This window comes from Noviherbaspirillum sp. (assembly GCF_036846085.1).
In the GTDB taxonomy this organism is placed as follows: domain Bacteria; phylum Pseudomonadota; class Gammaproteobacteria; order Burkholderiales; family Burkholderiaceae_D; genus Noviherbaspirillum.
In genome coordinates, this window is the sequence record NZ_DAIUCO010000022.1 from 1 (window position 1) to 26,225 (window position 26,225).

Annotated in this window: 22 protein-coding genes; 17 read left to right on the plus strand and 5 right to left on the minus strand. The window is 60.1% G+C overall.

Annotated elements, in window-relative coordinates:
* The first annotated feature begins 312 nt into the window (after window positions 1-312).
* From V7080_RS04390 to V7080_RS04405, 4 genes are read left to right on the plus strand one after another with little or no spacing between them, the layout of a single operon-like run.
* Entirely contained in the window at window positions 313-1,179 is an 867-nt protein-coding gene (locus V7080_RS04390; protein WP_334187187.1) for a branched-chain amino acid ABC transporter permease, read from the plus strand.
* A complete protein-coding gene (locus V7080_RS04395; protein WP_334187188.1) occupies window positions 1,176-2,198 on the plus strand; it encodes a branched-chain amino acid ABC transporter permease in 1,023 nt (340 codons plus the stop codon). The genes V7080_RS04390 and V7080_RS04395 overlap by 4 nt, the downstream gene beginning before the upstream one ends.
* Window positions 2,195-2,959, plus strand: coding sequence for an ABC transporter ATP-binding protein (locus V7080_RS04400; RefSeq protein WP_334187189.1), 765 nt, complete (start codon window positions 2,195-2,197; stop codon window positions 2,957-2,959). The genes V7080_RS04395 and V7080_RS04400 overlap by 4 nt, the downstream gene beginning before the upstream one ends.
* Complete coding sequence (locus V7080_RS04405; RefSeq protein WP_334187190.1) at window positions 2,952-3,653, plus strand: ABC transporter ATP-binding protein; 702 nt, start codon at window positions 2,952-2,954, stop codon at window positions 3,651-3,653. Before V7080_RS04400 ends, V7080_RS04405 begins: the two co-directional genes overlap by 8 nt.
* Window positions 3,654-3,668: 15 nt before the next feature.
* On the opposite strand, the gene V7080_RS04410 is transcribed toward V7080_RS04405, so the two are convergent.
* Together V7080_RS04410 and V7080_RS04415 are read right to left on the minus strand one after the other, a co-directional pair.
* On the minus strand, window positions 3,669-4,421 hold the full coding sequence (locus V7080_RS04410) for an SDR family oxidoreductase (protein WP_334187191.1): 753 nt from the start codon (window positions 4,419-4,421) through the stop codon (window positions 3,669-3,671).
* Window positions 4,422-4,464: 43 nt separating this feature from the next.
* Window positions 4,465-4,926 carry a carboxymuconolactone decarboxylase family protein gene (locus tag V7080_RS04415; RefSeq protein ID WP_334187192.1) on the minus strand — a complete coding sequence of 154 codons (462 nt, stop codon included), beginning with the start codon at window positions 4,924-4,926 and terminating at the stop codon, window positions 4,465-4,467.
* 210 nt (window positions 4,927-5,136) lie between these two features.
* Here V7080_RS04415 and V7080_RS04420 point away from each other — a divergent pair, with 210 nt between their 5' ends.
* From V7080_RS04420 to V7080_RS04440, 5 genes are all read left to right on the plus strand, one after another.
* Window positions 5,137-6,096 carry an AraC family transcriptional regulator gene (locus tag V7080_RS04420; RefSeq protein ID WP_334187193.1) on the plus strand — a complete coding sequence of 320 codons (960 nt, stop codon included), beginning with the start codon at window positions 5,137-5,139 and terminating at the stop codon, window positions 6,094-6,096.
* A gap of 377 nt (window positions 6,097-6,473) precedes the next feature.
* Entirely contained in the window at window positions 6,474-7,724 is a 1,251-nt protein-coding gene (locus V7080_RS04425) for a sensor domain-containing phosphodiesterase (protein WP_334187194.1), read from the plus strand.
* 88 nt (window positions 7,725-7,812) lie between these two features.
* Window positions 7,813-8,826, plus strand: coding sequence for a class I SAM-dependent methyltransferase (locus V7080_RS04430; protein WP_334187195.1), 1,014 nt, complete (start codon window positions 7,813-7,815; stop codon window positions 8,824-8,826).
* Window positions 8,827-9,072: 246 nt separating this feature from the next.
* Window positions 9,073-10,104, plus strand: coding sequence for a cyanophycinase (locus tag V7080_RS04435; RefSeq protein WP_334187196.1), 1,032 nt, complete (start codon window positions 9,073-9,075; stop codon window positions 10,102-10,104).
* A gap of 593 nt (window positions 10,105-10,697) precedes the next feature.
* A complete protein-coding gene (locus tag V7080_RS04440; RefSeq protein WP_334187197.1) occupies window positions 10,698-11,363 on the plus strand; it encodes an exopolysaccharide biosynthesis protein in 666 nt (221 codons plus the stop codon).
* Between the two features lie 87 nt (window positions 11,364-11,450).
* On the opposite strand, the gene V7080_RS04445 is transcribed toward V7080_RS04440, so the two are convergent.
* Window positions 11,451-12,086, minus strand: a complete 636-nt coding sequence (locus tag V7080_RS04445) for a DUF2062 domain-containing protein (RefSeq protein WP_334187198.1) — start codon at window positions 12,084-12,086, stop codon at window positions 11,451-11,453.
* Window positions 12,087-12,189: 103 nt separating this feature from the next.
* On the opposite strand from V7080_RS04445, the gene V7080_RS04450 reads away from it, so the two are divergent.
* Complete coding sequence (locus tag V7080_RS04450; protein WP_334187212.1) at window positions 12,190-12,660, plus strand: CreA family protein; 471 nt, start codon at window positions 12,190-12,192, stop codon at window positions 12,658-12,660.
* Between the two features lie 94 nt (window positions 12,661-12,754).
* Here V7080_RS04450 and htpX read toward each other — a convergent pair whose 3' ends face one another.
* Both htpX and V7080_RS04460 read right to left on the minus strand, forming a co-directional pair.
* Complete coding sequence (htpX, locus tag V7080_RS04455) at window positions 12,755-13,627, minus strand: protease HtpX (protein WP_334187199.1); 873 nt, start codon at window positions 13,625-13,627, stop codon at window positions 12,755-12,757.
* 434 nt (window positions 13,628-14,061) lie between these two features.
* Window positions 14,062-14,886 carry a CmcJ/NvfI family oxidoreductase gene (locus V7080_RS04460; RefSeq protein WP_334187200.1) on the minus strand — a complete coding sequence of 275 codons (825 nt, stop codon included), beginning with the start codon at window positions 14,884-14,886 and terminating at the stop codon, window positions 14,062-14,064.
* Between the two features lie 458 nt (window positions 14,887-15,344).
* Here V7080_RS04460 and V7080_RS04465 point away from each other — a divergent pair, with 458 nt between their 5' ends.
* The 7 genes from V7080_RS04465 (at window position 15,345) to V7080_RS04495 (ending at window position 26,118) form a co-directional block, all read left to right on the plus strand.
* Window positions 15,345-16,553, plus strand: a complete 1,209-nt coding sequence (locus V7080_RS04465) for an MFS transporter (protein ID WP_334187201.1) — start codon at window positions 15,345-15,347, stop codon at window positions 16,551-16,553.
* Between the two features lie 33 nt (window positions 16,554-16,586).
* On the plus strand, window positions 16,587-16,709 hold the full coding sequence (locus V7080_RS04470) for a hypothetical protein (protein WP_334187202.1): 123 nt from the start codon (window positions 16,587-16,589) through the stop codon (window positions 16,707-16,709).
* A 127-nt stretch (window positions 16,710-16,836) separates the two neighbouring features.
* Window positions 16,837-17,316, plus strand: a complete 480-nt coding sequence (locus V7080_RS04475; protein ID WP_334187203.1) for a cupin domain-containing protein — start codon at window positions 16,837-16,839, stop codon at window positions 17,314-17,316.
* A gap of 391 nt (window positions 17,317-17,707) precedes the next feature.
* Window positions 17,708-19,936 (plus strand): hybrid sensor histidine kinase/response regulator, encoded by a 2,229-nt coding sequence (locus V7080_RS04480; RefSeq protein WP_334187204.1) that lies wholly within the window; start codon window positions 17,708-17,710, stop codon window positions 19,934-19,936.
* A gap of 150 nt (window positions 19,937-20,086) precedes the next feature.
* The gene (locus V7080_RS04485; RefSeq protein ID WP_334187213.1) at window positions 20,087-20,695 is read left to right on the plus strand and encodes an MEDS domain-containing protein; all 609 of its coding nucleotides are present in this window, start codon (window positions 20,087-20,089) and stop codon (window positions 20,693-20,695) included.
* A 59-nt stretch (window positions 20,696-20,754) separates the two neighbouring features.
* The gene (locus V7080_RS04490; protein WP_334187205.1) at window positions 20,755-23,541 is read left to right on the plus strand and encodes a PAS domain S-box protein; all 2,787 of its coding nucleotides are present in this window, start codon (window positions 20,755-20,757) and stop codon (window positions 23,539-23,541) included.
* Window positions 23,542-23,775: 234 nt separating this feature from the next.
* On the plus strand, window positions 23,776-26,118 hold the full coding sequence (locus V7080_RS04495) for a hybrid sensor histidine kinase/response regulator (protein ID WP_334187206.1): 2,343 nt from the start codon (window positions 23,776-23,778) through the stop codon (window positions 26,116-26,118).
* Window positions 26,119-26,225: the final 107 nt, after the last annotated feature.

Genomic DNA, 26,225 nt, shown 5'->3' on the forward strand with positions numbered 1-26,225 from the left:
GGGGAGGTGTTTGGGGAGGTGGATGCTGCAGGGTAGTGTGTCGTTGAATCTGCAAATGAACTGGCCGCCGGGTTCATAAAGAAAGAGCCCCTTCCCCCTTGTAGGGGGGAGGCTGGGATGGGGGTGTGAAGGTAGATTTAATGCATGCGTTGATTCGACCGCACTACCCCCTCCCTAGCCCTCCCCCTGCATGGGGGAGGGGACCCTACGTTTAATTTGTGGAAAGTCTTTGCAAAATTACCGCTGGCTACAAGAACAAAACAATAGGAGACAACCCATGCACGTCAAATCCGGCAACCGCCGCGCACCACCATGCTAACCAACCTCCTCGGCGTCCTCTTCGACGGCATCGCCTACGGCAGCCTGCTGTTCCTCATCAGCGTCGGCCTGTCGGTCACCATGGGCCTGATGAACTTCATCAACCTTGCCCACGGCGCGTTCGCGATGCTCGGCGGCTATGCCTGCGTGGTGCTGATGAGCCGTGCCGGCATGCCGTTCCTGCTGACCCTGCCGCTGGCATTCGCCGCCAGCGCGGCAGTGGGCTTCCTGCTCGAACGCACGCTCTACCGGCACCTGTACAAGGCGCCCCATCTCGACCAGGTCCTCTTTTCCATTGGCCTGACCTTCATGGCGGTGGCGGGCGCGACCTATGTCTTCGGCCCCACGCAGCAGCCGGTGGCACTACCTGAATGGCTGCGCGGCCAGGTGTCGCTGTTCGGCCTCGATGTGGGCACCTACCGGCTGTTCCTCATCGGCATCGTCGTCGCCGTCACGCTCGCGCTCGGCTACCTGATCGAACGCACCCGCTTCGGCGCCCAGATACGGGCCTCGGTCGATAACCAGCAGGCGTCCGCCGGCCTCGGCATCAACGTCAACCGGGTTTTCAGCCTGACCTTCGCGCTCGGTTCCGGCCTTGCCGGCCTCGGCGGCGGATTAGGTATCGATGTGCTCGGCCTCGATCCGGTATTTCCGATCAAGTACATGGTCTACTTCCTGCTCGTGGTCGCGGTCGGCGGCGCCGGCACCATCAAGGGACCGCTGTTCGCCGCGCTGATCCTCGGTGTCTTCGATGTGGCGGGCAAATACTACGTACCGGAAATCGGCGCGTTCGTCATCTATGGCCTGATGGTGGTGCTGCTGATCCTCTTTCCCGCCGGCCTGCTCGGGAGGCGCGCATGAAGCCGACAACCCTGTCCACGCCGCTGGCCCCTCCTGTCGGCGCGTCGCCGGCGATGCGCCTGCCGAACGACCGCTGGCGGCCGCTCGAAATCATCTTCTGGCTGTCGCCGCTGCTGGCCTATTTCCTGTTCCCGGGCTACCTCGTGCTGATCAGCCAGATCATGATCGTCGGCCTGTTCGCCCTGTCGCTCGACCTGATTCTCGGCTACGCCGGCATCGTGTCGCTCGGCCATGCGGCCTTCTTCGGGCTGGGCGCCTACACCGCCGGATTGCTGTCGGTGCATGGCTGGGGCGAGCCGATCTCCGGCCTGCTGGCGGCGGGCGCATTGTCGGCGCTGGCCGGCTTCATCGTCAGCTTCCTGGTGGTGCGCGGCAACGACCTCACGCGGCTGATGGTCACGCTCGGCATCGGCCTGATGTTCTTCGAAGCGGCCAACAAGGCGGCCTTCATCACCGGCGGCGTCGACGGCCTGCAGGGCATGATGGTCGGCAAGCTGTTCGGCATCTTCGAATTCGACCTGTACGGCAAGACTGCCTTCTTCTACAGCTTCGCCGTGCTGCTGATCCTGTTCGCGTTGCTGCGGCGCGTCGTGCATTCGCCGTTCGGGCTCGGCCTTGTCGGCATCCGCGAGGGCGGGCGCAGGATGCCGGCCATCGGCGCCAATGTCCAACGGCGACTTACGGTGGCATTCACCATCGGCGCGGCCGTTGCCGGCATCGCCGGCGCGCTGCTGGCGCAGACCACGCAGTTCGTCGGCCTCGACAGCCTCAGCTTCGCCCGCTCGGCGGAACTGGTGATCATCCTCGTGCTCGGCGGCACGGGCCGGCTCTACGGCGCGCTGATCGGCGCGATGGTGTTCATGCTGGCGCAGGATTACATCGCCGGCCTTAATCCGGCGTACTGGCAGTTCTGGATCGGCTTGCTGCTGATCGTGATCGTGCTGTTCGCCCGCGGCGGCATCCTCGGCGGGCTGGAAAAGATACGCGACCGGTTCCAGCCGAAGGGAGGCAGGAAATGAGCGCGAAGACTGATGCCATCCTGCGTACCGAGGGCCTCTCCAAGCAGTGGGGGGCGTTCAAGGCCAACAGCGACGTGAACCTGTCCTTCGAATCCGGCGGACGGCATGCGCTGATCGGCCCCAACGGCGCCGGCAAGACGACCTTCATCAACCTGCTCACCGGCAGCCTGCCGCCCACCTCGGGCAAGGTGTTCTTCGGCGGCCAGGACATCACCGCCTTGCCGCAGCACCAGCGGGTCAAGCGCGGAATGACGCGCACGTTCCAGATCAATACCCTGTTCGCCGGATTGACCGTGCTGGAATCGGTGATGCTGGCGATTTTCGAGCGCAGGGGACTGCAGTTCACCTGGCACAAAACCGTCGCCCGGCACCAGGAAGAAGCCGATGAGGCGATGGCGCTGCTGGCGTCGCTGAAGATGGATCGCGATGCCCATGCGGTCACCCGCAATCTGCCGTACGGAAAGCAGAGGCTGGTCGAGATTGCGCTGGCATTGGCCACCAGGCCGAAGGTGCTGCTGCTCGACGAACCGGCGGCCGGCATCCCGGCTGCCGAAAGCGCCGAACTGTTCGATGTCATCGCCCGCCTGCCGCGCGATGTCACCGTGGTTTTCATCGAGCATGACATGGGGCTGGTATTCCGTTTCGCCGAGCGCATCACGGTGATGGTCGGCGGCAGGGTGCTGACCGAAGGCACGCCGGCGGAGATCGCCGCCGATCCCCGCGTGAAGGAAGTCTATCTGGGGGAGGCGGAACATGGCTGAACTGCTCGCGCTCGACAAGGTCACCGCCGGCTATGGCGAATCGGTGGTGTTGGAGGACATCTCGTTCGCCATGCAGGAAGGCGACAGCCTGGCGCTGCTGGGCCGCAACGGCGTCGGCAAGAGCACGCTGCTGATCACGCTGATGGGTCTGACCCGCCAGCACGGCGGCACGATACGCTGGCGGGGCGCCGACATCGGCCGCGTGCCGACGCATGCCCGTGCGCAGGCCGGCCTGGGCTGGGTGCCGCAGGAACGCTTCATGTTCCCTTCATTGACGGTGGAAGAGCATCTCACGGTCGTGGCGCGGCCCGGCGAATGGGATGTGAAGAAGATCTACCAGATGTTCCCGCGCCTTGAAGAGCGGCGCGGCAACCTCGGCAGCCAGTTGTCCGGCGGCGAACAGCAGATGCTGGCCATCGCCAGGGCGCTGATGGTCAACCCGAAGCTGCTGCTGCTCGACGAACCGATGGAAGGGCTGGCGCCGATCATCGTGCAGGAATTGCTGCGTGCCCTGCGAGCCCTGATCGTCGACAAGGGCATGTCGGTGATCGTGGTCGAACAGCATGCACGCATGGCGCTATCGATTACCAGGCGTGCGATCGTGCTCGACCGCGGGCGCATCGTGCACGATTCCGACAGCGAAAGCCTGCTGCGTGCGCCGGAGGTGCTGGACCGGCTCGTGGCGGTCGCGTAATGGTGAAATCGCGCTTCAGTACATGCTGGCGGTCGGGCGCACGATGATTTCACTCACATCGACATCCGCCGGCTGCTCGATCGCGTAGGCGACGGCACGGGCGATCGCGTCGGATGGAATGGCGACCTTGCGGAAAGTGCGCATTTCCTCCCGTCCCGTCGGATCGGAAATGGACTCCGCCAGCTCCGATTCGGTGACGCCCGGGGACACCACCGTGACCCGGATGTCGCTGCCCACCTCCTGCCGCAATCCTTCCGAGATCGCCAGCACCGCATACTTGGTCGCGCAGTAGACTGCCGCGGCCGGGCTGACGGCATGCGCACCGATTGACGCCATGTTGAGGAACTGGCCGGCGCGCTGCTTCTGCATGATCGGCAGGGCGGCGGCGATGCCATGCAGCACGCCACGGATGTTGACGTCGATCATCCGGTTCCATTCATCGACCTTGAGTGCTTCCAGCTTCGATAGCGGCATCACGCCGGCATTGTTGATCATCACATCGACCCGGCCGAATTCGGCCTGGGCGAAGTCGACGAAGCCCTGCATATCTTCCAGCCGTGTGACGTCGAGCGCACGATACCGTGCCGATCCACCGTTCGCCCGGATGTCCGCGGAAAGCGACTCCAGCCGGTCGGTGCGGCGCGCGCCCATTACCACGTGGGCGCCCCTGTGCGCAAGATGACGGGCGGTCGCTTCGCCAATACCGCTGCTGGCGCCGGTAATCAGGACGACTTTATTCTTGATGATGCCGGATTCGATGTTGTTCATGATGGGATGCTCCTGCTAGATGGTTGAAAAGACTGTTGCGCGATCAGCGCGGTGCACTGTCGGCGCGCTGTGCGGCAAACAATTCCCTCAGTGCCTGCGCCGCATCGATGGCGCGCGGAAAACCCGCCGTGACCGTTGTCAGGTAGACGATTTCCTTGAGTTCCTCTTCCGTCGCACCGAGCTTCAATGCATAACCCGCGTGGATTTTCAGGACGGTCACATTGCCCTGTGCGGCGAATGCGGCGACTGCCGCAAGCTGGCGCGTGCGGTCGTCGAGTACCCCGCGTGACCACACGTCGCCGAGCGAGTAATCGACGATGCCGTCCGCCAGGACCGGGAAATCCTGGCGCAGCGCATTCAACACCGGTTGCCCGGCGCCGCCAGACAGTTTCGCGATGGTGGCCTCACCTTTCGTGCGCCGATCTCCGGCAGCATCGTCCGCACCCGCGGTTGCAGCAAATAGTGATAGCGCGAGAATACTCAGGGAAAAAGGTCTGTTGTTCATGGCATTCCTTTAAAAAGTGAAGTGCGGAGAGGAAGCAAGCGATCCGCAGGCACGACCGGCGGCGCTGCGATGAGGGAAGTCTACGAGCCGGATGTGGAGAAATGAATGCCGAGAATTGTCGATCTATTGCCTAATCCTCTTAGGGCATGGAATCGACGGCAAACACATGGTTAAATTGGCGCCTGTCCATGGATTCCTGGAGACGCATTGATGAATGCAGGCAATCAAAATACCGGTCAGGCCGCATCACGCCAGGCGCGCATGATCGACTTGCTGGGGACGCTGGCGCCGTCCGAGGGATATACGCTATCCGCGCTCGACGGCGTGCGGTTTATGCGCTCGAACCATTCGTTGCCGCGCACGCCGGTACTGTACGAGCCGAGCATCGTGGTCGTATGCCAGGGACGCAAGCGCGGCTATGTCAACGACAGGATCTACACCTACGACGCGCAGCAGTTCCTGGTTCTTTCGGTGCCGCTTCCGTTTGAAAGTGAAACCATGGCCAGCCCGGCCGAGCCGATGCTGGCGGTCGCCATACGCATCAATCTGTCGGTTGCAGCGGAACTGGCGCTGGCCCTCGACGAGACCCAGCGGCATACGCTGGCTGTACCGGTCGGCATCTGCTCGACGCCTTTGGATGGCAATCTGAGCGATGCTGTGCTGCGGCTTCTGGATGCCCTGAGGTCACCACTCGACGCCCGTATTCTTGGCCCGTCCATCGTGCGGGAGATTTATTTCCGGGTGCTGACAGGAGAGCAGGGCCCTGCGCTACGGGCCGCACTGACGCACCATAGCCAGTTCGGCAAAATCGGCAAGGCCCTCCGCCGCATCCATGCGGACTACCACGGCGACCTGGATGTGGATACGCTCGCCGCCGAGGCCGGCATGAGCGTCGCGGCATTTCATGCGCATTTCAAGGCGGTGACGATGACTTCGCCGATCCAATACCTTAAAACCACTCGTTTGCACAAGGCGCGCCTGCTGATGGTGCAGGATGGCATGAGCGCCGCGACCGCGGCAGCGCATGTCGGCTATGAAAGCAACTCGCAGTTCAGTCGGGAGTTCAAGCGGTTTTTCGGTCGCACGCCGGCAAGCGAAACGGCGTTCATGAAAAATGCACTCATGCAGTCGCCGGCGAGCGGGGCGGTGCAGTATGTGACGGCTCAGTAGATGGTTGAAGCGCACCGTGCGTGAAACGGCGGCGAAAAAAACGTCCCGCAGACGGGAAGCATCGACTGCGCAACTTACCTCAGGAAGCGCCCGTCACCTGTTCGTTATGGGCGCGAATGACATCCACCGTCGGTTTGCCGGCGGTGATCAGGAGCAGCGCTTTCGGTGCCAGCATGAAAATACACGGGCAAGACGTGTCACGGGAGCAAAAAATTACAACACTCGTCCTGTGTCCAAAAGTACGGCATGCCGCACCTGCCGGCTGCGGCGCAATATCGGTACGGCAACTTGCACAACTTTGTGTTTTCCCAATCGAACTAGCGCAGTGCTATGTATTCTGAGTCAGTACGAATCCGTATACAGCGCAGGAGACGCAATTGGAGCTATCTACAATATTGCTGGCCGGAATCCGATCGGGTTCCAGCGAAGCAAATCACAAATCCCTTCCCCAGATGCTGAGCGCCATCCGGCAACACCTGAAGATGGATGTTGCATTCATATCCGAGTTTGAAAATGGACGGCGTACCTTTCGGCAGGTCGACCCCGCCAGTCCCGACAATCCCGTCCAGCCTGACGCAAGCGATCCACTGGAAGAGTCGTATTGCCAGCGCGTCGTCGATGGCCGCCTGCCCGAGTTGATGCGCGACGCCAGGGAAAATCCGGTCGCCGCTGCGCTGCCCGCCACGCATGCGCTGCCTGTCGGCGGCCACCTCAGCGTGCCGATCCGCACGGCCAACGGCAGGATCTACGGCACGTTCTGCTGTTTCAGTTATTCCCCGCACCAGATGCTCGATGAACGCGACCTCAACATGATGCGGGTGTTCGCCGACATCGCCGCCCAGTTGATCGATAGCGAACGCGCCACCGCGGCGCGCCTGCGCGAACTGGAAGAGCGCATCGATGCCGTCATCCTCAACGACACCCTGTCGATGGTCTACCAGCCCATCTACGACCTGGAACAGCAGGTCGCCATCGGTTTCGAGGCGCTGTCGCGCTTCAGCGGCGCGCTGGTGCGCAGTCCCGATGTCTGGTTCCGCGAGGCCAATGAAGTCGGCCGCGGCGCCGAACTGGAAGCCAAGGCGATCCGCCTTGCGATCCAGTCGCTGCGGCATTTTCCGGAGGGTGTCTATGTGTCGATCAACATGTCACCCGAGCACGTCATCGCCGGTGCGCTGGACGAGTTATTGCAGGACGTACCGCTGGACAGGCTGGTGCTGGAAATCACCGAGCATGCGGTGGTGGAGCACTACGACGACCTGGCGGACGCGATCCGCCCCTTCCGCAACCGGGGCCTGCAGGTCGCGGTCGACGATGCCGGCGCTGGCTATGCCAGCTTCCGCCACATTCTCAATCTCGCGCCGGACCGCATCAAGCTCGATATCAGCCTGACCCGCAATGTCGATACCGACATATCCCGGCGCGCGCTGGCCGCCGCCTTCGCACGCTTCTCGAAGGATACCGGCGCCGGCATCGTCGCCGAAGGCGTGGAAACCGCGGCGGAAATGCATGCGCTGCGTGAACTGGGCGTATCGACGATCCAGGGGTTCTATGTTGCAAAGCCGATGGGGCTCGATACGGCGGTGAGGATGTGCGGCAGTCGCGAGTTGAGCGCCTTGCATTCAACATAGGACCCGGTTGAGCTTTCGCAATAAATTGCATGGCTGTAATGCTAGTCTGCGTTGACAGACCTGCAACCATGCAAGGTGAGCGCTGCCTATGCCGATCCGTTCGCGCCTTTCCGCTCAAGACAATGCAAATGCAGCCAGCGCCGTGCCGTTGGCTGCGCCGATTGACGCATCGGTCCATGTACTCACCCAAGGGGTATCGTCCGCCCACCCCGTTCAGCGATCCCCATCACTGCGCATACGCGTCAAGTTCGTCGTGCTTGGCTTGCCCGGCGTGTGGATCGCGCTGATACCCGTCAAGCTGTTCAAGGTCTACCGGCTGTTCATGCGGCCCCAGATGGCGCGGTTCACCCGGCTGGCATTTCTGTCGCGTGAAGTATGCAACTATTCATTTCACCACACCGATGCATCGACCCGGCGGCTGGCGGTGTTGCTGGCCAATCACCTGGACGGCATATCTGTGGACGAGGTGCTGCGCTATTGCGGCGAGGTCGATCGCATCCCGCTGTTGCAGGCCATCTACCAGGCGGCGCGCAACCAGGACAAGGTGCTGCGCAATCTGACCGACCGTGAATTGCGGGTCGGCCGGCAGCTTCTTTACTTCTGCCTTGTGCGGGTGCTCAAGCCGCGTCTCGTTTTCGAGGCCGGCACGGCGCACGGCCTCGGTTCCCTGTTGCTGCTGCACGCCTTGAAGCTCAATGCCGAAGAAGGACGGGTAGGGCGGCTGATCACGGTGGACATGAATCCGAATGCCGGAAAGCTGCTGAGGCAACTGCCGCCCGATTATCAGGCGCTCGTCGAATTCGAACTGGGCCACAGCGAAGTGACACTGGCCCATGCGCCTGCGGGCATCGACCTGTTCTTCCATGACACCGCCAATATTCCGGACCACGAATCCCGGCACTATGAATTGCTGCGGGAAAAACTGTCAGCGCGCGGGGTGATCTGCACCACCTGGGGCACGGGCGGGCAACTGGCAGAATTCTCCATCAGGCAGGGCAGGCGCTATTTCGAGTTTACCAATGAGGCTCATGGGCACTGGTGCAATGACACCCTGGGTATTTCCATTCCGTCTACGACAGATACTCTCCAACCGCTGCAATAACCTGTTGCATCCTGAGCATGACCGCTGTTATCGGATAACGCTTCTTCATAGCTGATCCAGCGTCAAATTCTCAACATCTGCTTAATAAAATTTTCCCCGGTAAACTATTCATTTTCCGGACGGTCAGCGCATGTCTTATACGAACCGATCCGACATTGCATGGTCAATCATCCGGATAAAATGCAGGCAGGCGGCGTACCGGAGGAAAAGATGGTCGATGAAGGGCGAACAAATCGGAAACAATCCATGACGCACACGCTGCCTGGCAGGTGGTGGCGCCACCTCGTTGCCGCGATCATCCTGACGGCGAGCGGCCAGGCTGCTGCGGACGAACCGGCGCTCCCGGCGCCGCCCTATCAGCATTCCCTTGTCGGCGATCCCGCCGATGTGAAGCGGCCCAAGCCGGCGTTTCCTTCCCTCGTATTGATGGGTGGCGGCAGGTCGGTACCTGAAGCGTTCCAGTGGATGATCGGCAAAGGCGGCGGCGGCAACTTCGTCGTGATCCGCGCCACCGGGTCGGATGTCTACAACGATTATTTGTATTCGCTGGGCGGGGCTTCTTCCGTCGAAACACTGGTCATTCCCAGCCGGGAAGCGGCGAATGATCCGTTCGTCATCGGTCGTGTGCGCAATGCCGAAGCGCTCTTCATCGCGGGGGGAAACCAGGGCGACTACGTCCGGTCCTGGAAAGGTACACCGCTCGAACGTGCGATACACGATCTTGCTGCCAATAACGTGCCGATCGCCGGCTTCAGCGCCGGCCTGGCCATTCTCGGCGAGTACGCGTTCACCGCGGAACGCGGACCGATCCGTTCCGCCGCGGCCATGGCCGACCCCTTCGATCAGGCGATCACCCTCAGTCATGATTTCCTCGCGCTGCCGTATCTGACGAATGTCATTACCGACAGCCATTTCGACACGCGCGACCGTATCGGCCGCCTGATCACCTTCATGTCCCGGCTCGTGGGCGACGGCCGCACGAAGTCGGTGCGCGGCATCGGTGTCAGCGTCGGAACGGCGCTGCTGGTGGAGAACGGCTGGGGGCAGAAGGTGGGCCAGGGACCGGTGTTTTTTCTCGAAGCCAACACACCGCCCGAAGTCCTGCAACCGAACGTCCCGCTCACGCACAGGGACATCGAAATACAGCGCCTCGACGGTGCGGGACCGTTCGACATGCGGCGGTGGTCCGGCGGCGAGGACGGGAATATCGAGCAATACTCTGTCTCCGTCATCAACGGCACGCTGAACGCCTACCAGGCGGGCGACGAAAGCCACTGAACATGTGCACCTCCGGGGCACGTCCGGACTGGCACCGGACGATCGCGGACCCGTATCGCCGGGCGTGTCGCCAGCAGGCCTGACGGTCATGCCGGCGACGTGGTGGTGTCATTGCGGATCGCTACTGCGCCGCCGGTCAATCTGCCGGTGTGACAGGAGTGCCAATGAAGAAACATTTCAGATCGGATGGGACCGGGTGCTCATGCCGGTATTTTTGCGCAACAACAATGCCCTCCATGAATGAAGCACGCTAGACTGCGCTTTTAGATTTGGTTTCATCCACTGTCGGGTGCAGCCCTCATTGCCGGCATGCCGTCCAGCCTGTCGCGCAAAATGTCCATCGAGTTCTCGTTCTCCTCGCCATGCCGACAATCTCGCGTGCACTTCCCTGCAGCAGTTCGCCGGAGAGCAAATTGCATTGGAGGCGGTTGCCGGCTGGATTTTCCGGTCAACGCCTGGAGTCGAGTCGCTCCGGCATGCAGGCGGATCATGACGAACGTATGACGGCGCACTATCGGGCTGCCCGCGCCGGACATCCGGCAGGATATAGTTCAGGCGCTTCGCAAGCCCTCTTTTGAAAGGTATCGGATAACGTGCAAAAGCTTCATGTAAATGGTGATCGATCGGCAGCCATCGAGACGGAACCGCTGACCGAAAAACTGAATGCGATCATCGAAGAGTTGCCCACTGACGGCGTGACCTTGCGTCATCTCCTGCAGCTCGTCGGGCAGGATGGCCTGATGGTGCTGACCGCATTGCTGTCCCTGGTGTTTCTTATCCCGGTTTCCATACCCGGTGTCAGCACCGTGTTTGGCGCGGCAATTCTGCTGATCGCGGTGAGCCGCCTTTTTCACCGGGAGTTGTGGGTGCCGGCATCGTTCCAGGGCCGCGTCATTTCGACGGACAAGCTGTTGCCGGTTTTCCGGCGTGCGCTCGTCTGGCTGCACCGCCTGGAGAAAATCAGCCGGCCGCGGCGCATGCACTGGCTGGCCGCCGACGGGCCGGTCGGTGTATTGAACAGCTGCGCACTGATACTGGGCGCAGTATTGCTCATGATGCCTTTCGGATTGATCCCCTTCAGCAATACACTGCCGGCATTGGCGCTGCTCTGCCTTGCGGTCGGCATCGTGCAACGGGATGGGGTCTGCATTCTGCTCGGTTACATCAGCAACCTGGGAACGATCATTTACTTCTCTATCCTGATCGGCGGGAGCGGACTTGCAGTGCGTGAAGCGCTGCAATACTTTGTCGATCGCTGAGTGAAACAACCTGGAAGGGCGCAGGGCGGTGCGCCTTTCCTTCGTCGGATTGCAAGTGTGGCGGCTGACCGACCTGCTTGCTTCCTGTCAGCTTGCCGATTCTTCGGTGGCACAACCGGCTTTGGTGCGGCTGCGTTCCGTGCACCGGGTGCGCCAGCGCGATACGGACCGGAAGCGCCAAATCGCATGTACTGCGACATATCCGAATATGCTGAGCAATACCGAGAGTACGACCAGACCGGTGATCAGCGACATGCCGACGGATTGAATCCATGTCAGCGAATGGCGCATCCATTCGAGGAGGGAACCGAAGTTACTGTAGTCGAATACGGCAGCCTGGGAATTCGCCACCGCAGCGGCATCGGATGGATCCCCTCCGACGAGGAACGCACCCAACTGATACGCCAGGTACAGCAAGGCCGGGGTCGTGAACGGGTTGGACAACAAGGTGCCGAACACGGCGACCGGAAGATTGACCTTGAACAGGATGGCGGCGATGGCTGCAAGCGGGATCTGCGCAATCGGAAACGCGATCGCGAAAAACAGTCCGACGGCTGCACCGCCCGCCACCGAACGCCGGTTGAACTGCCACAGGCAATGATGATCCAGGAATCGGTGCACCGGCTTGAGCGCCCGATAGGTAAGAATGCTCTCCTGCGTTGGAATATGCTGTTTCCAGCGCCGGGGGCGCCGCGGTTTGCGGTTGCTTTCAGTTGGTTTCATTCAGCGAAAAATGATGTGGCAAGGTCAGATATTGACAGAATGCGTTACCGTTCAGAGCATCTAATTGTACGGATTGAAAAACACCGCAGCAACGGAGAGATCAATGTTTAGCAAAACGGCTTGTTTCTTTTTACTTTCCCTGGCAGCAGGCGGCGCGCTGGCCGAAACCATTGGTGAGGTGGATACGGTATTCAAGCTCATCGGCCCGGACCACAAGATTGTCGTCGACGTGTTCGACGACCCGAAGGTGAGTGGCGTGAGCTGTTATCTTTCACGTGCAAAAACAGGGGGCATCAAAGGCGCGCTCGGCATTGCCGAAGACAAGGCGGAAGCGTCGGTCGCGTGCCGCCAGGTCGGCGACATCCGTTTGAATGGCAAGCTGCCCAAGCAGGAGGAAGTCTTTACGGAAAGAGCATCCTTGCTGTTCAAACGAGTCCGTGTCGTGCGGATGGCGGATGCGAAACGCAATGCCCTTGTCTATCTTGTCTATTCCGATCGCCTTATCGAAGGAAGCCCGCAGAACAGCGTGACGGTCGTTCCTGTTCCTGCGAACCTGCCGCTGCAACTCGAATAACATCGCCGGTATCATTGCGCGGCGGCACATCGGCTCGCATTCAATTTGATTGCTCCTGCCCCTGGGGCAGCGGGCAGGAGCGCTGTCACCGGAATTAGCCCCGCAAGGCGGCAATGCGGTCTTCGATCGGCGGATGACTGCTGAACAGGGCCATCAACCCGCCGCCGCCGGAGATACCGGATGCGGCGAGGTTCTTCGGCAGCTCGCCTTGCGACAGGCCGCCAAGGCGCTGCAAGGCAGCGATCATGTTCCTCGGCGTGCCGAGGATGTTTGCGGCACCCCGGTCGGCACGGTACTCGCGCTGGCGCGAGAACCAGGCAACGATGATGCTTGCGAGGATGCCGAACAGAATGTCACATACGATGACGGTAACGGTGTACCCGATGCCCGGTCCGCTGCTCTCTTCGTCGTTCCGGCGCAGGAACTGGTCGACGAGGTAGCCGACCACGCGGGCAAGGAATATCACGAAGGTATTCACGACACCCTGGATCAGGGTCAGCGTGACCATGTCGCCGTTGGCGATGTGCGCGACTTCGTGCGCCAGCACGGCTTCGACTTCCTCCCGGGTCATCGACTGCAGCAATCCGGTCGATACCGCCACCAGGGAACTGTTCTTTGTCGCACCGGTGGCAAACGCATTTGGCTCCCCTTCGTAGATGGCGACTTCCGGCATGCCGATGCCGGCTTTCTGTGCCTGCCGTGCAACGGTATCCATCAACCAGAGCTCGGTCGAATTCGAAGGCTGGTCGATGACGCGCGCGCCGGTCGACCATTTGGCGATCGGCTTGGAGAGAAACAGGGAAATGAATGCGCCGCCAAAGCCCATGAGCGCGGCGAACGCGAGCAGGGCGCCGAGATTCAGCCCGTTTGCGGTCAGGAATTTGTTGACGCCTAACAGACTCGCGGTAATGCCGAGAACAAGCATGATAGCGAGGTTCGTGGCAAGGAAAAGAATGACGCGTTTCATAATGGACTCGGTTCTCCTGGTTCAGGTATGGGATGCTTCAGGCATATTGGCTGGACTGCTTAATTCATGGCAATAAGGACTTGGGACTTGCGCCACAACGAGCGTAAGAATAAGGCATACGCAAATGATGTAAAGCAACAAATTCGATCGCATGGCTGTTTCGCTTCAGAAAGGCTGATGAAGCCGGGGAGGATTATAGTAAAAACCTAAATCCCGGAAAAGCGAAATTTACAGCATTAAATATTCGCAAAATGCGAAGTTGGATGGGCCAGCAGGGATTTCCTGCGATGTTGCGGGGAGCGAGTCGCTGAAAACGTCAGCGCCGGACCGAGGCGATTCGACTTTCGGGTTTAGGCTCGCAGGCAAGTCGAATACATGGCGTCGTTCTGGCATGCCATCGCTGTCGTTAAAGCCGGTTTCGTCGATGACGTGCCTTACTCCAGGATGACAAGGCATCGGACTTCCATGCTGCGCCGCGGCGGCGCATCCCTCGGTGCGGTCCAGTCATCGAACGCACAATGCGGCGTCATCCTTGCAGGGACGTCCGACCGGGAGTCATAGGTTTTGAATGCCAGCACTTCGCCGGGATGCATTTCCGGGTAGTAGTACCAGTGATGATCGCTTGAGTGCCTGCCGAGGTAGATCTCGCCTTTCCTGTCCGGGTAAATGATGTCGCACTCCAGCCAGTCCCGCCTGGGAAAACTGCGCGCATCGCACACCGCCAGCGGCGTGTCGACCGCCGGATAAGACACCGGCCGCCACAGATTGAGAATGACGAAGGGAAAGTCCGAATGGGTATCGGGCAAGACCATGTTCAGGCGCCGTTTGCCCGAACGTTCGGAATAGTCGTTATGCACGCGGCCGACCGCAGACGGGTTGGATCCATCCCCGTGGCGTCCCATCCCCAGCGCCGGTCGCCCCTTCTCGCGCTGGCGCAGCAGATGATCGAAGACGATGGCCTTCACGCCTCCCGTCACATGCCTTGCGATCTCTTCGGCCTCGCGGTAATAGTTGTCAGTGATCTGCTCCTGATCGTGGAAATCCGTCACCATTGACGGCGCGTCGTATAACTGGAAGCCGGTCGTCTCAAGAGAAACCGATGAGGCGACCAGCCGCGCATTGGAAATGCGGCAGGGGCGCATATCGTATCCGCAATTCGTTTGTTCCGTTCCTTCGGGAGGCGCATGCATGTATTGGAATGCACGCTCGCGGGGCGCCGCCAGATATCCCAGATTGCCGACCACACCGTTACCAAGCATTCTCGTCTCCATGATTCACCTTTCGCCGCAGGACGCGTCTGCACGCGTTCGTCATTCGAGTTGATGCGGCCGCTCTTCATGACTGTCCAACAGGCCGTCAATCCGGGCAAAGTGTATCGGGACCGACGAGAGGGTCAAACGCAATTTCTGCACATCAGTCATGCGCTGCAAGCATACGAATGCCTGTTTCCTATCGAATCCAATCGCCCGTCTAGGCAGGCTGCAAATGAAGAGCAGGGCTACATCTCGATTTTACGAATCCGTCATCTTCCGCTTTGATTGATCCCGCGGCTGCATTTCTCCTCGGGGCTCGTCCGGCCATCCATGCACAGGACTCATGCGATCCATGCATAAATTGCGGTTGCGTTGATATTGCGCCCCGATACACTGCATTGCAATACACCCACCGTCGCCCGCAGCATCCTTATGCAACGCGCATCCGGTCAACTGGAGAGAACATGACAATCAACCGATCCTGGAAAACACCGCTGGCCATCGTCGTCTGCGGCGGCATCATCATGGGCCTGTCGCTCGGCGTGCGGCATGTGATGGGATTGTTCCTGCTGCCGATGACGGGTGATCGCGGCTGGAGCCGCGAGGATTTTGCATTGGCGATGGCATTGCAGAACTTGGTATGGGGCCTGCTCATGCCGTTTGCCGGCATGATCGCGGACAAGTTCGGCTCTGCAAAAGTATTGCTGGCCGGTTGCGTGACGTATGCCGCGGGCCTATATCTGATGGCGCATTCGGCCAGCAGCCTCGGCTTGTTGCTGACCTGCGGCGTAATGATCGGGGCGGCCCTGTCGGCGACATCGTTCGGCACCGTGTATGGTGCGCTGAGCCGGCTGGTGGCGCCCGAACGCCGCGGCTGGGCGCTCGGACTGGCAGGCGCGGTAGGCGGACTCGGCCAATTCGCCATGGTGCCGGCGGCGCAAATCTTCATCTCCGATTTCGGCTGGCTCATCGCCTTGGTCATCCTCGGCGGTGTGCTCCTCGCTGCATCCCCATTGTCGAGCGCCCTGGCGGAGCGACACGATTCGCTGCCCGCGGAACGAAAGGAGCAATCGATGCGCGAGGCGCTGGCCGAAGCATTTTCACATAAGGGCTTCTGGTTGCTGAATCTCGGATTTCTGGCATGCGGCTTCCAGCTCGCCTTTATCGCCGGGCATCTGCCGGCGTATCTCATGGACAAGGGCATGAACGGACGGCACGCCGTCATTGCGTTATCGCTGATCGCACTGGCCAATATCGCCGGCACATACTATTCCGGTGTACTCGGCATGAAATACCGGCGCAAGCACCTGCTTGCCTACAATTACCTGACAAGGTCGGTCGCGATTGCCGCATTCGTGGTGCTGCCGTTGAATGAATGGACCTTGTACGGCTTCTCGCTCGTCATGGGCTTGCTATGGCTGGGAACGGCGCCATTGACCAATGGATTGGTGTCCCAGGTATTCGGCGTGAAGTACCTGACCACCTTGTTTGGCTTCGTGTTCGTCGGTCATCAGGTCGGCGGATTCATGGGTGCGTGGCTGGGCGGCGTGGTGTTCGATGTCACCGGGTCATACGACCTGGTATGGCTGGGTGCAATCGTGCTGGGGCTCGTTGCGGCCGCGCTTCACTTTCCGATCGATGACCGGCAACTCTCCCGTCTGCAAGCCGCGTGAGCTGGAACAATGAAAGACGGAAGAGACAATCAAATGGGTAAGGCTTCAGTGCTTTTGCTCATCGCGCATGTATTGATAGGCGGATGGGCTTTCATTGCGCTGCTGGAGCCCGGCCGGAGCGTCGACATTGTCCGCCTGCTCGCACTGTGCGGATGACGGCGCGGATGTCAAGAGTGCTGCCTGACGCGTCATGTTCCTGGAACGAACGTCACTGCAGAAAGCGGATGCGGCTATGGCGACGCGGGATAAAATGCCAACCGATCCCCGGCCCGAAAGGATGACGATGAAAGACGAACAACCGGTTACTGCATTGCATGCCATGGATGTGCCGCCCCGCACGACACCATCCAATTATCCGCAGCCTTATGCATCGAAAATGCAAGGTCGCATCAAGCGCGCACTGGGCGACATGTTCGGACTGACCAACTTCGGCGTCAATCTCACGACGCTGGCGCCCGGTGCCGTGTCCGCATTGCGGCATGCGCACACGAAGCAGGATGAATGGATCTACGTCATCTCCGGAAATCCGTCCTTGCTCACCGATCAGGGACGAACCTCCTTGCAAGCCGGCATGTGCGCGGGCTTCAAGGCGGGTACGGGCAATGCGCATTGCCTGATGAACGATACGGACGAGGAGGTCGTCTACCTGGAGGTCGGCGACCGGACGCCGGGTGACGAAGCGGTCTATCCGGATGACGACATCGCCGCACGCATGGTGGATGGGAAATGGAAGTTCTTTCGCAAGGATGGCACTGCGTATTGAATGCTGTCCGACTGCATGCCGAATCACCCGATATGGCTTCAAAGCGCTAGGTAAGCCTTGGCCAGCCATTCAAGCCTGGGCACAGATCAACCCGCTCCACCGCAATTTGTCTGCAAAGATCCGTTGCGCTTATCGCGCTTATGCGCCAGGTACCCGATATTTCCCGAATGCATGTTGACTGCCAGCGATTTTCGGTCCTGGCCCGTCGATACCGCGTCATGGGTGGCCCGTCATTGCAAGCCGGTCTGTGTCGATCCGGACTTCATCCTGAACCGCGTCGAAAACCCGTTTCCCAAACCCGTCTTCGTCGACTTTTCTTTATACTTCATGCTTCCCACGCCGGCTATTGATGTAAAGAAACGGCCTCACCAGAATCCCCGATACGGGCAATATGCGCATCCGGTCTCGCCTTTTACTGCTTGTTATTGCCATCCTTCTGCCGGCCACGATAGGCGCATGCCTGGGTATCTACTACGTATATAGCAAGCAGCGGGATACGTATCGCGAAAGCATCAGGGACTTGTCCTATGCAATGGCGCTGTTGCTGGACAAGGAATTCTCCGCGCGCGTCCGTACGCTGCAAACGCTGTCGCGTTCTCCAACGATTACCGACAACAACCTGCCCGGGTTCTATCGCTTCGCAAATGAAGTTGCCGTCAATTGGGACACGGTCGTTGTCCTTTCCAATTCTTCCGGCGAGCAGTTCCTGAATACCCGATCGCCTTGGGGAACACGGAATCTGCCAAAGATCACGCCCTCGCTTCTGGCCCAGCGCAAGCAGCACGGCCCCGACGCTCCGCTCATCTCGGACATCTATTACGCGCCACTAGGGAAGCAATACAGCTTTGCCGTGCAGGTTCCGGTTGAACGCGACGGGCGCATCCTGTATTACCTGACAATGGGCACCTTCACCAGGCAGCTGCAAACCCTGCTGGAAGAGCAGAAGCTGCCGCAGGGCTGGATAGCGACCATCCTGGACCGGCAAGGCGTTGTCGCGGCGCGCTCTCAGGAGCCGGAAAAATTCATCGGCGCGAAAGCCGACGAAACACTCGCCAACAAGATCCGGGCGACGGGACAAGGCACGAACGACGGGATCACTTTCGATGGCACGCCAGTGACGGCATTCTTCAGCCGGGCGCCGCAGTCGGAGTGGTCGATCGTGGTGAGCGTGCCGCTCAGTGCGCTCAACGGTCCGGCCGTACAAGCCACTGCTTTCGTGGCCGGTATCGCTCTCCTGCTGCTCGGCGTGGGGCTCGGCGCTGCGGCGGTGATTGCGCGCAAGACGGCAAAGCCGATGGAAGATTTGCGGCAGGCGGCTATCGATCTGGGCCGGGGAAAGCTGATCGCCAGGCAGTCGTCCGGCGTGGTGGAGATCGACGCGGTCAGCCTGGAAATGGCCCGGGCGAATGAGCAGATTCTCTCTTCCAAGGCAGAGCTGGAACGCAGAGTGACCGAGGCGGTAGCGACAGCCGAGCAGTCACAAAAAACCTTGCTGCAGTCACAGAAGCTCGAAGCGCTGGGGCGACTGACCGGCGGCATCGCACATGACTTCAACAACATCATGCAAACGCTGACTACCGGTTTGCAGCTGGCGTTGTTCTCGCCGGTGGAACCTCGCATAAAGCAGACCCTGGAGGCTTGCCAGCGTGCAGTGGAGCGCGCAACCGAACTGACGCGGCAGCTGATGGCATTTGGCCGGGTGCAGGAAGCGCATCTGGAAACGTTGAACCTGGACCAAAGAATCGGGGACATTCTTCCGTTGCTCAAGGGTGTGCTACCCAGCAATATCGACGTGCAGGTCGATATCGAGGAGAACCTGTGGCCGGTCACGATCGATCCCATGCAGCTGGAACTGGCCTTGCTGAACGTGACCATCAATGCGCGGGATGCCATGTCCAGGGGCGGTGTCATTTGCATGACGATGAGAAATTCATCGTTGGCCCGACTCGACAACGAACTCGCGGCGGGCAACTATGTGTTGATCGCGATCACCGACTCGGGAGAAGGGATGACAGCCGACGTACTTACCAATGCGCTGGATCCATTTTTCACCACGAAGCCGGTCGGCAAGGGATCCGGCATGGGGCTGCCCCAGGCATATGGTTTCGCCAAGCAAGCGGGCGGCACACTCGTGATCCGGAGCGCACCGGGCAAAGGGACCACCATCACGTTCTATATCCCTCGCGCGGAAGGCATGCTTTCCACCAAGGCCGACATGCAGTTCCCGTCCGAACGACCACGGGCGAAGGCAACAGGCCGGCTGCTGTTTGTTGAGGACGACCCTCTGGTGGCAGCGGTCGTGGCACCCGCATTGAAAACAGCCGGATTCGATGTGGTTGAAGCGGACAACGTGGAGAAGGCGCTCGATCTGCTGCGCTCCCGGGGCACCTTCGATGTGGTGTTCTCCGATATCGTCATGCCGGGCAAACTCACGGGTATCGATCTGGCCGAGCGGGTGCTGAAGGATTTCCCCGATACGCGGGTAGTGCTTGCGACCGGTTACTCGGAGCGCCAGCTTGACGTGCCTGGCGTGGAAATCCTTCCGAAACCGTATGTCGTGGCAGACGCTGTTGAAATATTGAGCACCTCGCCCCGCAGCGATGCACAAGCCGAATCCTGAGGTCGTGTGCTTTGGGCCTGCATGTATCGTTGTTCAGGCTCAGATCTTGAACCTGGACATTTGAATGTCAAATTCCATGAAATCTAAACTTGCAGTTCGCATGAATTGTTCTATTGCCGGGAGCAGTCCTTGTCCAGATTCAAATTGCCAGTGAAACTGGCGGGTTCCACGCTAACCCATTCATGCCATGCCTGCGCTTTTTTTCATACCGAAGAAGAAAAGTATCGCGTTCTGATGCCGTTCATCAAAGAGGGTTTTGAGAACGGTGACCGCGCCTTTCACATTGTTAACTCATATCGGCGCGCCGGACATTTAAGTCGGCTGGAGCAGGAAGGCATCGACACGGCAGCAGCCGAAGCGCGAGGCCAGCTCGAAGTCCAGCATTGGCAGGATACCTACATCAAGGATGGGCGGTTCGACCAATACCTGATGATCGAGACGCTCAAAGAGAAGCTTGCTCCCGAAAATACGCCGCCCGGAAAAATCTCGCGCAACATCGCCAACATGGAGTGGGCGCTCGAGGATCTGCCGGGTGTCCACGATATTGTCGAATACGAGGCGCGGCTCAACCAGGCGCTGCCGAAGGACCATGACCCGGTCATCTGCACCTACGACCTGTCGCGGTTTGACGCCAGCATGGTGATCGACGTGATGCGTACCCATCCTATGGTCATCATCGGAGGCATTCTTCAGGAGAATCCCTTTTATGTTCCGCCTGAAGAGATGCTCAGGGAAATCGAAGCGCGCAAGATGTGTTGATCGACGTGCCTATTCATTGTCAACCTGCACCCCATGGTGCGCGAGAGTAATCAGTCGATATGCAGACGCCAGATAATCCCGGTTCGGAAGTAGAGCGCCTGCGGAAAACCATGCGCGATGTCATCGCCATTTCGACCCTCCCGGCGATCTGGGGTAGTTTTCATCCCGAAGGCGTTATTGACAGTTTATGTGACGTCCTGCTGAAAACACTCGATCTCGATCTGGTCTATGTCCGCCTCGCCAACAGCCATGAAAGCGAGCTGATCGAGGCGTTTCGCAATAAACGTTCCGGTACTGCCCGGGCGCTACTGCCGGAGGTACGGGCTTCGCTGAACTTGGTTCTGGCCCATCTCGATGCGAATCAAACCGCGACCGTACCCGACCCGTTCGGCGACGGCACGCTGCACATGACACTCGTCCGGTTTGGGATCGCTGAAGACAATGGAATCGTTGCCGTCGGATCCCGTCGTGCCGGCTTTCCGTCCGAGCATGACCGGCTATTGCTGGGAATGGGCGCAAACCAGGCGGCAATCGTCGTACAGCGCCAGCGCACCGAGCAGGCGCTTCGGCGCAGCGAAATGCGCTTTCTCGATTTTGCGGACGCTGCGCCTGCCATGCTGTGGGTGACCGAGCCGGACGGTTACTGCTCGTTTCTCTCGCGCGGCTGGTATGAATTCACCGGACAAAGCAGAAAGGAAGGGCTGGGCTTCGGATGGACTGCCGCCATCCATCCGGAAGACCGGGAAGCGGCGGGCAAGGCTTTCCTGGATGCCAACCGGGAAAAAAAGGAATTCACCCTTGAGCATCGTCTTTTGCATGCGAATGGCAGCTATTGCTGGGTTATCGATATCGGCCGTCCCAGATGGTCGCCGGCAGGGAAGTTCCTGGGATTCGTCGGCAATGTGCTTGACATTACCCATCGCAAGCAGGCCGAAGAAGCACTGCGCGAAACGCAGACCTGGCTCTCCGCCATCGTTGAGATCCTGCCGGTGGGCGTTGGCGTGGTGGATGTAGACGGAAAGATCGTGCTCTCGAATCAGGAGATGAACCGCTATATGCCGACCAGGATGATGCCTTCCCTGGATGATGCGCGGCATGGCCTCTGGCGCGCCCATCATGCGGATGGCCGTCCATTCGCCCGGGAGGATTTTCCCGGTGCGCGGGCTCTGCGCGGCGAACGGGTCGTGCCGGGAGTCGAGATGCGGTACGTGCAGGACCACAACACGGCAATCTGGACCCAGGTGGCTGCGGTGCCGATCAGGAATGGCCGCGGCCAGATTACCGGGCAGGTGGCTGTCGTCAACAACATCGATGCTTTCAAGCGCACCGAAGAAGCCTTGCGCTCGTCCGAGGAAAAATACCGCAGCCTGTTCAATGAAATGGACGAGGGCTTTTGCATCGTGCAGCTCATTTTTGATCACAATGACGCACCGGTCGACTTTCGTTACCTGGAGACAAACCCGGTGTTCGAACAGCAGACCGGCTTGAAGAACGCGCTCGGTAAAACCATCCTCGAACTGGTGCCGGATCTGGAAAAAAACTGGATCGACATCTACGGCAAAATCGCTCTGACCGGGCAGGCACAGCGTTTCATGGATTATTCACCTGCCTTGGGCAGGTGGTTCGACGTGAACGCCTTTCGCATCGGCCCGCCGGACAATCGCCAGGTGGCATTGCTTTTCAGGGATATCACCGAGCGCAAGCTGATCGAACAGGAACTGCACGAATCGGGGAGGCGCAAGGACGAGTTCCTGGCGATGCTGGCACATGAGCTGCGCAACCCCCTCGCCCCCATCAGCGCCGGAGCGGAGATCCTGCAACTGATGAAACTGGACAACCCGTTGATACGGCAGACCAGCGAAGTCCTCAGCCGTCAGGTAAGTCATATGACCAATCTTATCGACGACTTGCTGGATGTGTCCCGGGTCACCAGGGGTTTGGTTGAGCTGGACAACACGCCGCTGGATATCCGCCATGTCGTTGCAAATGCCATCGAGCAGGTCAACCCGCTCATTTACGCAAAGCGCCATCACCTGACGATGCAGTTGCCTCCTGAAACGGCAATGGTGCAGGGCGACGGAAAGCGGCTGGTGCAGGTCGTCGCCAATCTTCTCAACAATTCCGCCAAGTACACGCCGGAGGGCGGCAATATCGTTTTGAAGACCGATGTGCGCGATTCCCATGTGGTGCTCGAGGTGATGGACGACGGCATCGGCATGGCGCCGGAGTTGGTGAGCCGGGTCTTCGATCTGTTTACGCAAGCCGAACGCACCCCCGACCGGTCGTCCGGCGGATTGGGATTGGGGCTGGCACTGGTCAAGAGCCTGGTGGAACTGCACGGCGGCACCGTAACCGCAACGAGTGCGGGCGCAGGGAAAGGCAGCAAATTCACTGTTTGCCTTCCGCGCCTGCATCAACAGGGTCGGGAAGCCGAGAACACGCCTGCGGGTGACAATCTGAAAAGTTCAAGTCAACCATTGAAGCTCCTGCTGGTGGACGATAACGCGGACGCTGCAGCGTTGTTGAGCCTGCTTCTCGCGCAGATGGGGCATCAGGTGTTCGTTGAACATGACGCCGCGCGAGCCGTGGAGCGGGCGATCGTTGAACAACCCGATGCCTGCCTGCTCGATATCGGCCTGCCCGATATGGACGGGAACGAACTGGCCCAGCGCCTGCGTACTCAGCCTGAAACCGCCCGCTCCGTGCTGATTGCCGTTACCGGATATGGCCAGGAAGAGGACCGAAAGGCGACGCTGGCTGCGGGATTCGATCATCACTTGATCAAGCCGGTGGACGTTAACAGGCTTGCTTCGATACTCGAAGAAGCAAGACGGCGAGTAGGTTGAGTCTCAACCGCCAGGTGTCAGATTGGAGCGGGCAGCCGCTGTTTTGGAATATCCGCTTCCGGCCGGCATGCAGCCCGCATGAGCGATGGCTGCGTCGGAGAGCCTGTACGCTTGCGCAGTTTTCTCGTGTTGCATTCATCGATTGCGTTCGCGCCTGAGGATCGCCACAGTCGCGCAAGCCAATGACATACTGTGCTATGTTGCCTGTTTTGAAATCGCAATCCTGCACAAACTATGGCGCCGCCACGACCCCACGACGAGACGACAACTCCTTCGCAAACGGGACCGTCCGGCTCCGAATTCCGCTTTCAGGCCTTGTTTGAACAGGCCCCCATCAGCATGCAGCTGCTGGCGGCGGATGGCAGGACGGTGCAGGTCAACAAGGCATGGCGTGTCTTGTGGGAAATGCCGAGTGGAACGGCATTGAGCGACTATGTGCTGGGCAGCGATTACAACGTTCTTACGGACCCCCAGTTGCGTGAAAAAGGTATTACGCCTTACCTCAATCGTGCCTTTGCCGGGGAGTCCGTCAAGATTCCGGCCGCGAATTACGATCCCGCCGAGCTGGGCAAGCCTGGACGTATACGCTGGGTCACGGCAACCGCGCACCCTCTGAAAGACCAGGAAGGACGTGTGCAGGAAGTCGTGCTGATGCACGAGGACATCACCGACCAGGTCGAGGCGGAGCGATTCATCCGCAACAGCGAAGAGCGCTTCCGGTCCCTGGTCACGGCAACCAGCATGATGGTCTGGACGACGACGCCCGAAGGCGCCGCCCGCGATGACTCGCCTTCCTGGCGCGCCTTCACCGGGCAGAGTCCGGAGGAATGGCTGAACGACGGCTGGCTTTCGGCGGTGCATCCGGAAGACCGGGAAAGCGCGGCGGCGGTTTTCCGGAAGTCCATTGCGACCAGAACGGTCTATGAAACCGAATACCGGCTTCGGCGCGACGATGGCGGGTACTGCTGGACGTCGGCGAAGGCGGTCCCGGTGCTGAATGCCGATGGTTCGGTGCGCGAGTGGGTGGGTGCCAACACCGATATTTCGGCGGCCAAGACCGCCACGCAATCGCTGCAGGACAGCGAAGTACGTTTCCGTACCATTATCGAAGCCATGCCCCAGATGGTGTGGTCCACCCGGCCGGACGGCTACCATGAATTTTATAACCAGCGATGGTACGACTTCACGGGTGTTCCGGTCGGTTCGACCGATGGCGAGGAGTGGGAAAACGTCGTGCATCCGCAGGATCAGGATCATGCACGGAATGTATGGCGCCACAGTCTCGATACCGGCGAGCCTTATGAAATGCAGTACCGGCTTCGCCATCATTCCGGCGAATACCGGTGGGCATTGGGCAGGGCCTTGCCGATGCGGGACGAGTCCGGCCGGATCACCCGCTGGTTCGGTACCTGTACGGAAATCCATGACCAGAAAATGGCCGAGGATGCATTGCGGGAGGCCGCCCGCAGGAAAGATGACTTTCTCGCCATGCTCGCCCATGAACTGAGGAATCCGCTGGCGCCGATCAGCGCCGCTGCAGAGTTGATGGAGATGGTGCAATTCGATAAGGAGCGCATCAAGCAGACCAGCAAGATAATCAGCCGGCAGGTACGGCACATGATGGCGCTGGTGGACGACTTGCTCGATGTGTCGCGGGTGACGCGCGGCCTTGTCACCATCGACAAACAGCCGCAGGACCTGAAGCTGATCGTGGCGCATGCGCTCGAGCAGGTCATGCCGCAATTGGATGCGAAGCGGCACCGCCTGACGATGGCCCTGGCATCCGAGACCGCGATCGTGCTCGGCGATGAGAAACGCCTGGTGCAGGTCTTGACCAACCTGCTGAACAATTCGGTGCGCTACACGCCGGAAGGCGGCGATATCGACCTTGCCATCGATGTGCAGGGGGTGCGTATCGTGTTGCGTGTGAAGGATAACGGGATCGGCATGTCGACGGAGTTGCAGCCGCGCGTATTCGACCTGTTCACCCAGGCTGACCGGAGCGCCGACCGGGCGCAGGGCGGATTGGGCGTCGGGCTTGCCTTGGTTAAGAGCCTGGTGGAATTGCATGGAGGCGAGGTGCGATGCAGCAGCGAAGGCATCGGCAAGGGAAGCGAATTCATCGTCACGCTGCCGCGCCTGGCGGAAGGACGTGTGTCCACTGAACAGGGGCCGCATCGCCGGCTCGGGAAAACGGAGAAGCCATTGCGCATCCTGGTCGTCGATGACAATGCCGATGCCGCGACGATGCTTGCGTTGTACCTGGGTGCAGTGGGGCATGAAATCACGGTAGTGCACACCTCGGCCGATGCCTTGGCGCGCGCCGCATCGACGCCCCTGGATGTGTGCATACTGGATATCGGCCTGCCCGAGATGGACGGCTATGAATTGGCGTTGCAATTAAGGGCTCAGAAGCGCACGTCGCACATCAGATTGTTCGCCGTCACCGGCTACGGGCAGGAGCAGGACCGGAAGAGAGGGAAAGATGCGGGCTTCGATCATCATTTCGTCAAGCCCGTCGACACCGCGAAACTTGCATCCATGCTGGCAGACATCACGCCGGGCGTATCGGCATAGAGCGAAACCGGGATCGCCGGGAAAACGACGATTTCAAACGGCTTGCAATCGGCAGGCCCTGGCGGAGTCACGCGTTCAAAGGCCTGTGGCATGTGAAGACGGACGGC

Coding starts and splice junctions, on each gene's coding strand:
- V7080_RS04390 (WP_334187187.1), top strand. CDS start 313: ATGCTAACCAACCTCCTCGGCGTCCTCTTCGACGGCATCGCCTACGGC.
- V7080_RS04395 (WP_334187188.1), top strand. CDS start 1,176: ATGAAGCCGACAACCCTGTCCACGCCGCTGGCCCCTCCTGTCGGCGCG.
- V7080_RS04400 (WP_334187189.1), top strand. CDS start 2,195: ATGAGCGCGAAGACTGATGCCATCCTGCGTACCGAGGGCCTCTCCAAG.
- V7080_RS04405 (WP_334187190.1), top strand. CDS start 2,952: ATGGCTGAACTGCTCGCGCTCGACAAGGTCACCGCCGGCTATGGCGAA.
- V7080_RS04410 (WP_334187191.1), bottom strand. CDS start 4,421: ATGAACAACATCGAATCCGGCATCATCAAGAATAAAGTCGTCCTGATT.
- V7080_RS04415 (WP_334187192.1), bottom strand. CDS start 4,926: ATGAACAACAGACCTTTTTCCCTGAGTATTCTCGCGCTATCACTATTT.
- V7080_RS04420 (WP_334187193.1), top strand. CDS start 5,137: ATGAATGCAGGCAATCAAAATACCGGTCAGGCCGCATCACGCCAGGCG.
- V7080_RS04430 (WP_334187195.1), top strand. CDS start 7,813: ATGCCGATCCGTTCGCGCCTTTCCGCTCAAGACAATGCAAATGCAGCC.
- V7080_RS04435 (WP_334187196.1), top strand. CDS start 9,073: ATGACGCACACGCTGCCTGGCAGGTGGTGGCGCCACCTCGTTGCCGCG.
- V7080_RS04445 (WP_334187198.1), bottom strand. CDS start 12,086: ATGAAACCAACTGAAAGCAACCGCAAACCGCGGCGCCCCCGGCGCTGG.
- V7080_RS04450 (WP_334187212.1), top strand. CDS start 12,190: ATGTTTAGCAAAACGGCTTGTTTCTTTTTACTTTCCCTGGCAGCAGGC.
- htpX (WP_334187199.1), bottom strand. CDS start 13,627: ATGAAACGCGTCATTCTTTTCCTTGCCACGAACCTCGCTATCATGCTT.
- V7080_RS04460 (WP_334187200.1), bottom strand. CDS start 14,886: ATGCTTGGTAACGGTGTGGTCGGCAATCTGGGATATCTGGCGGCGCCC.
- V7080_RS04465 (WP_334187201.1), top strand. CDS start 15,345: ATGACAATCAACCGATCCTGGAAAACACCGCTGGCCATCGTCGTCTGC.
- V7080_RS04470 (WP_334187202.1), top strand. CDS start 16,587: ATGGGTAAGGCTTCAGTGCTTTTGCTCATCGCGCATGTATTGATAGGC.
- V7080_RS04475 (WP_334187203.1), top strand. CDS start 16,837: ATGAAAGACGAACAACCGGTTACTGCATTGCATGCCATGGATGTGCCG.
- V7080_RS04480 (WP_334187204.1), top strand. CDS start 17,708: ATGCGCATCCGGTCTCGCCTTTTACTGCTTGTTATTGCCATCCTTCTG.
- V7080_RS04490 (WP_334187205.1), top strand. CDS start 20,755: ATGCAGACGCCAGATAATCCCGGTTCGGAAGTAGAGCGCCTGCGGAAA.
- V7080_RS04495 (WP_334187206.1), top strand. CDS start 23,776: ATGGCGCCGCCACGACCCCACGACGAGACGACAACTCCTTCGCAAACG.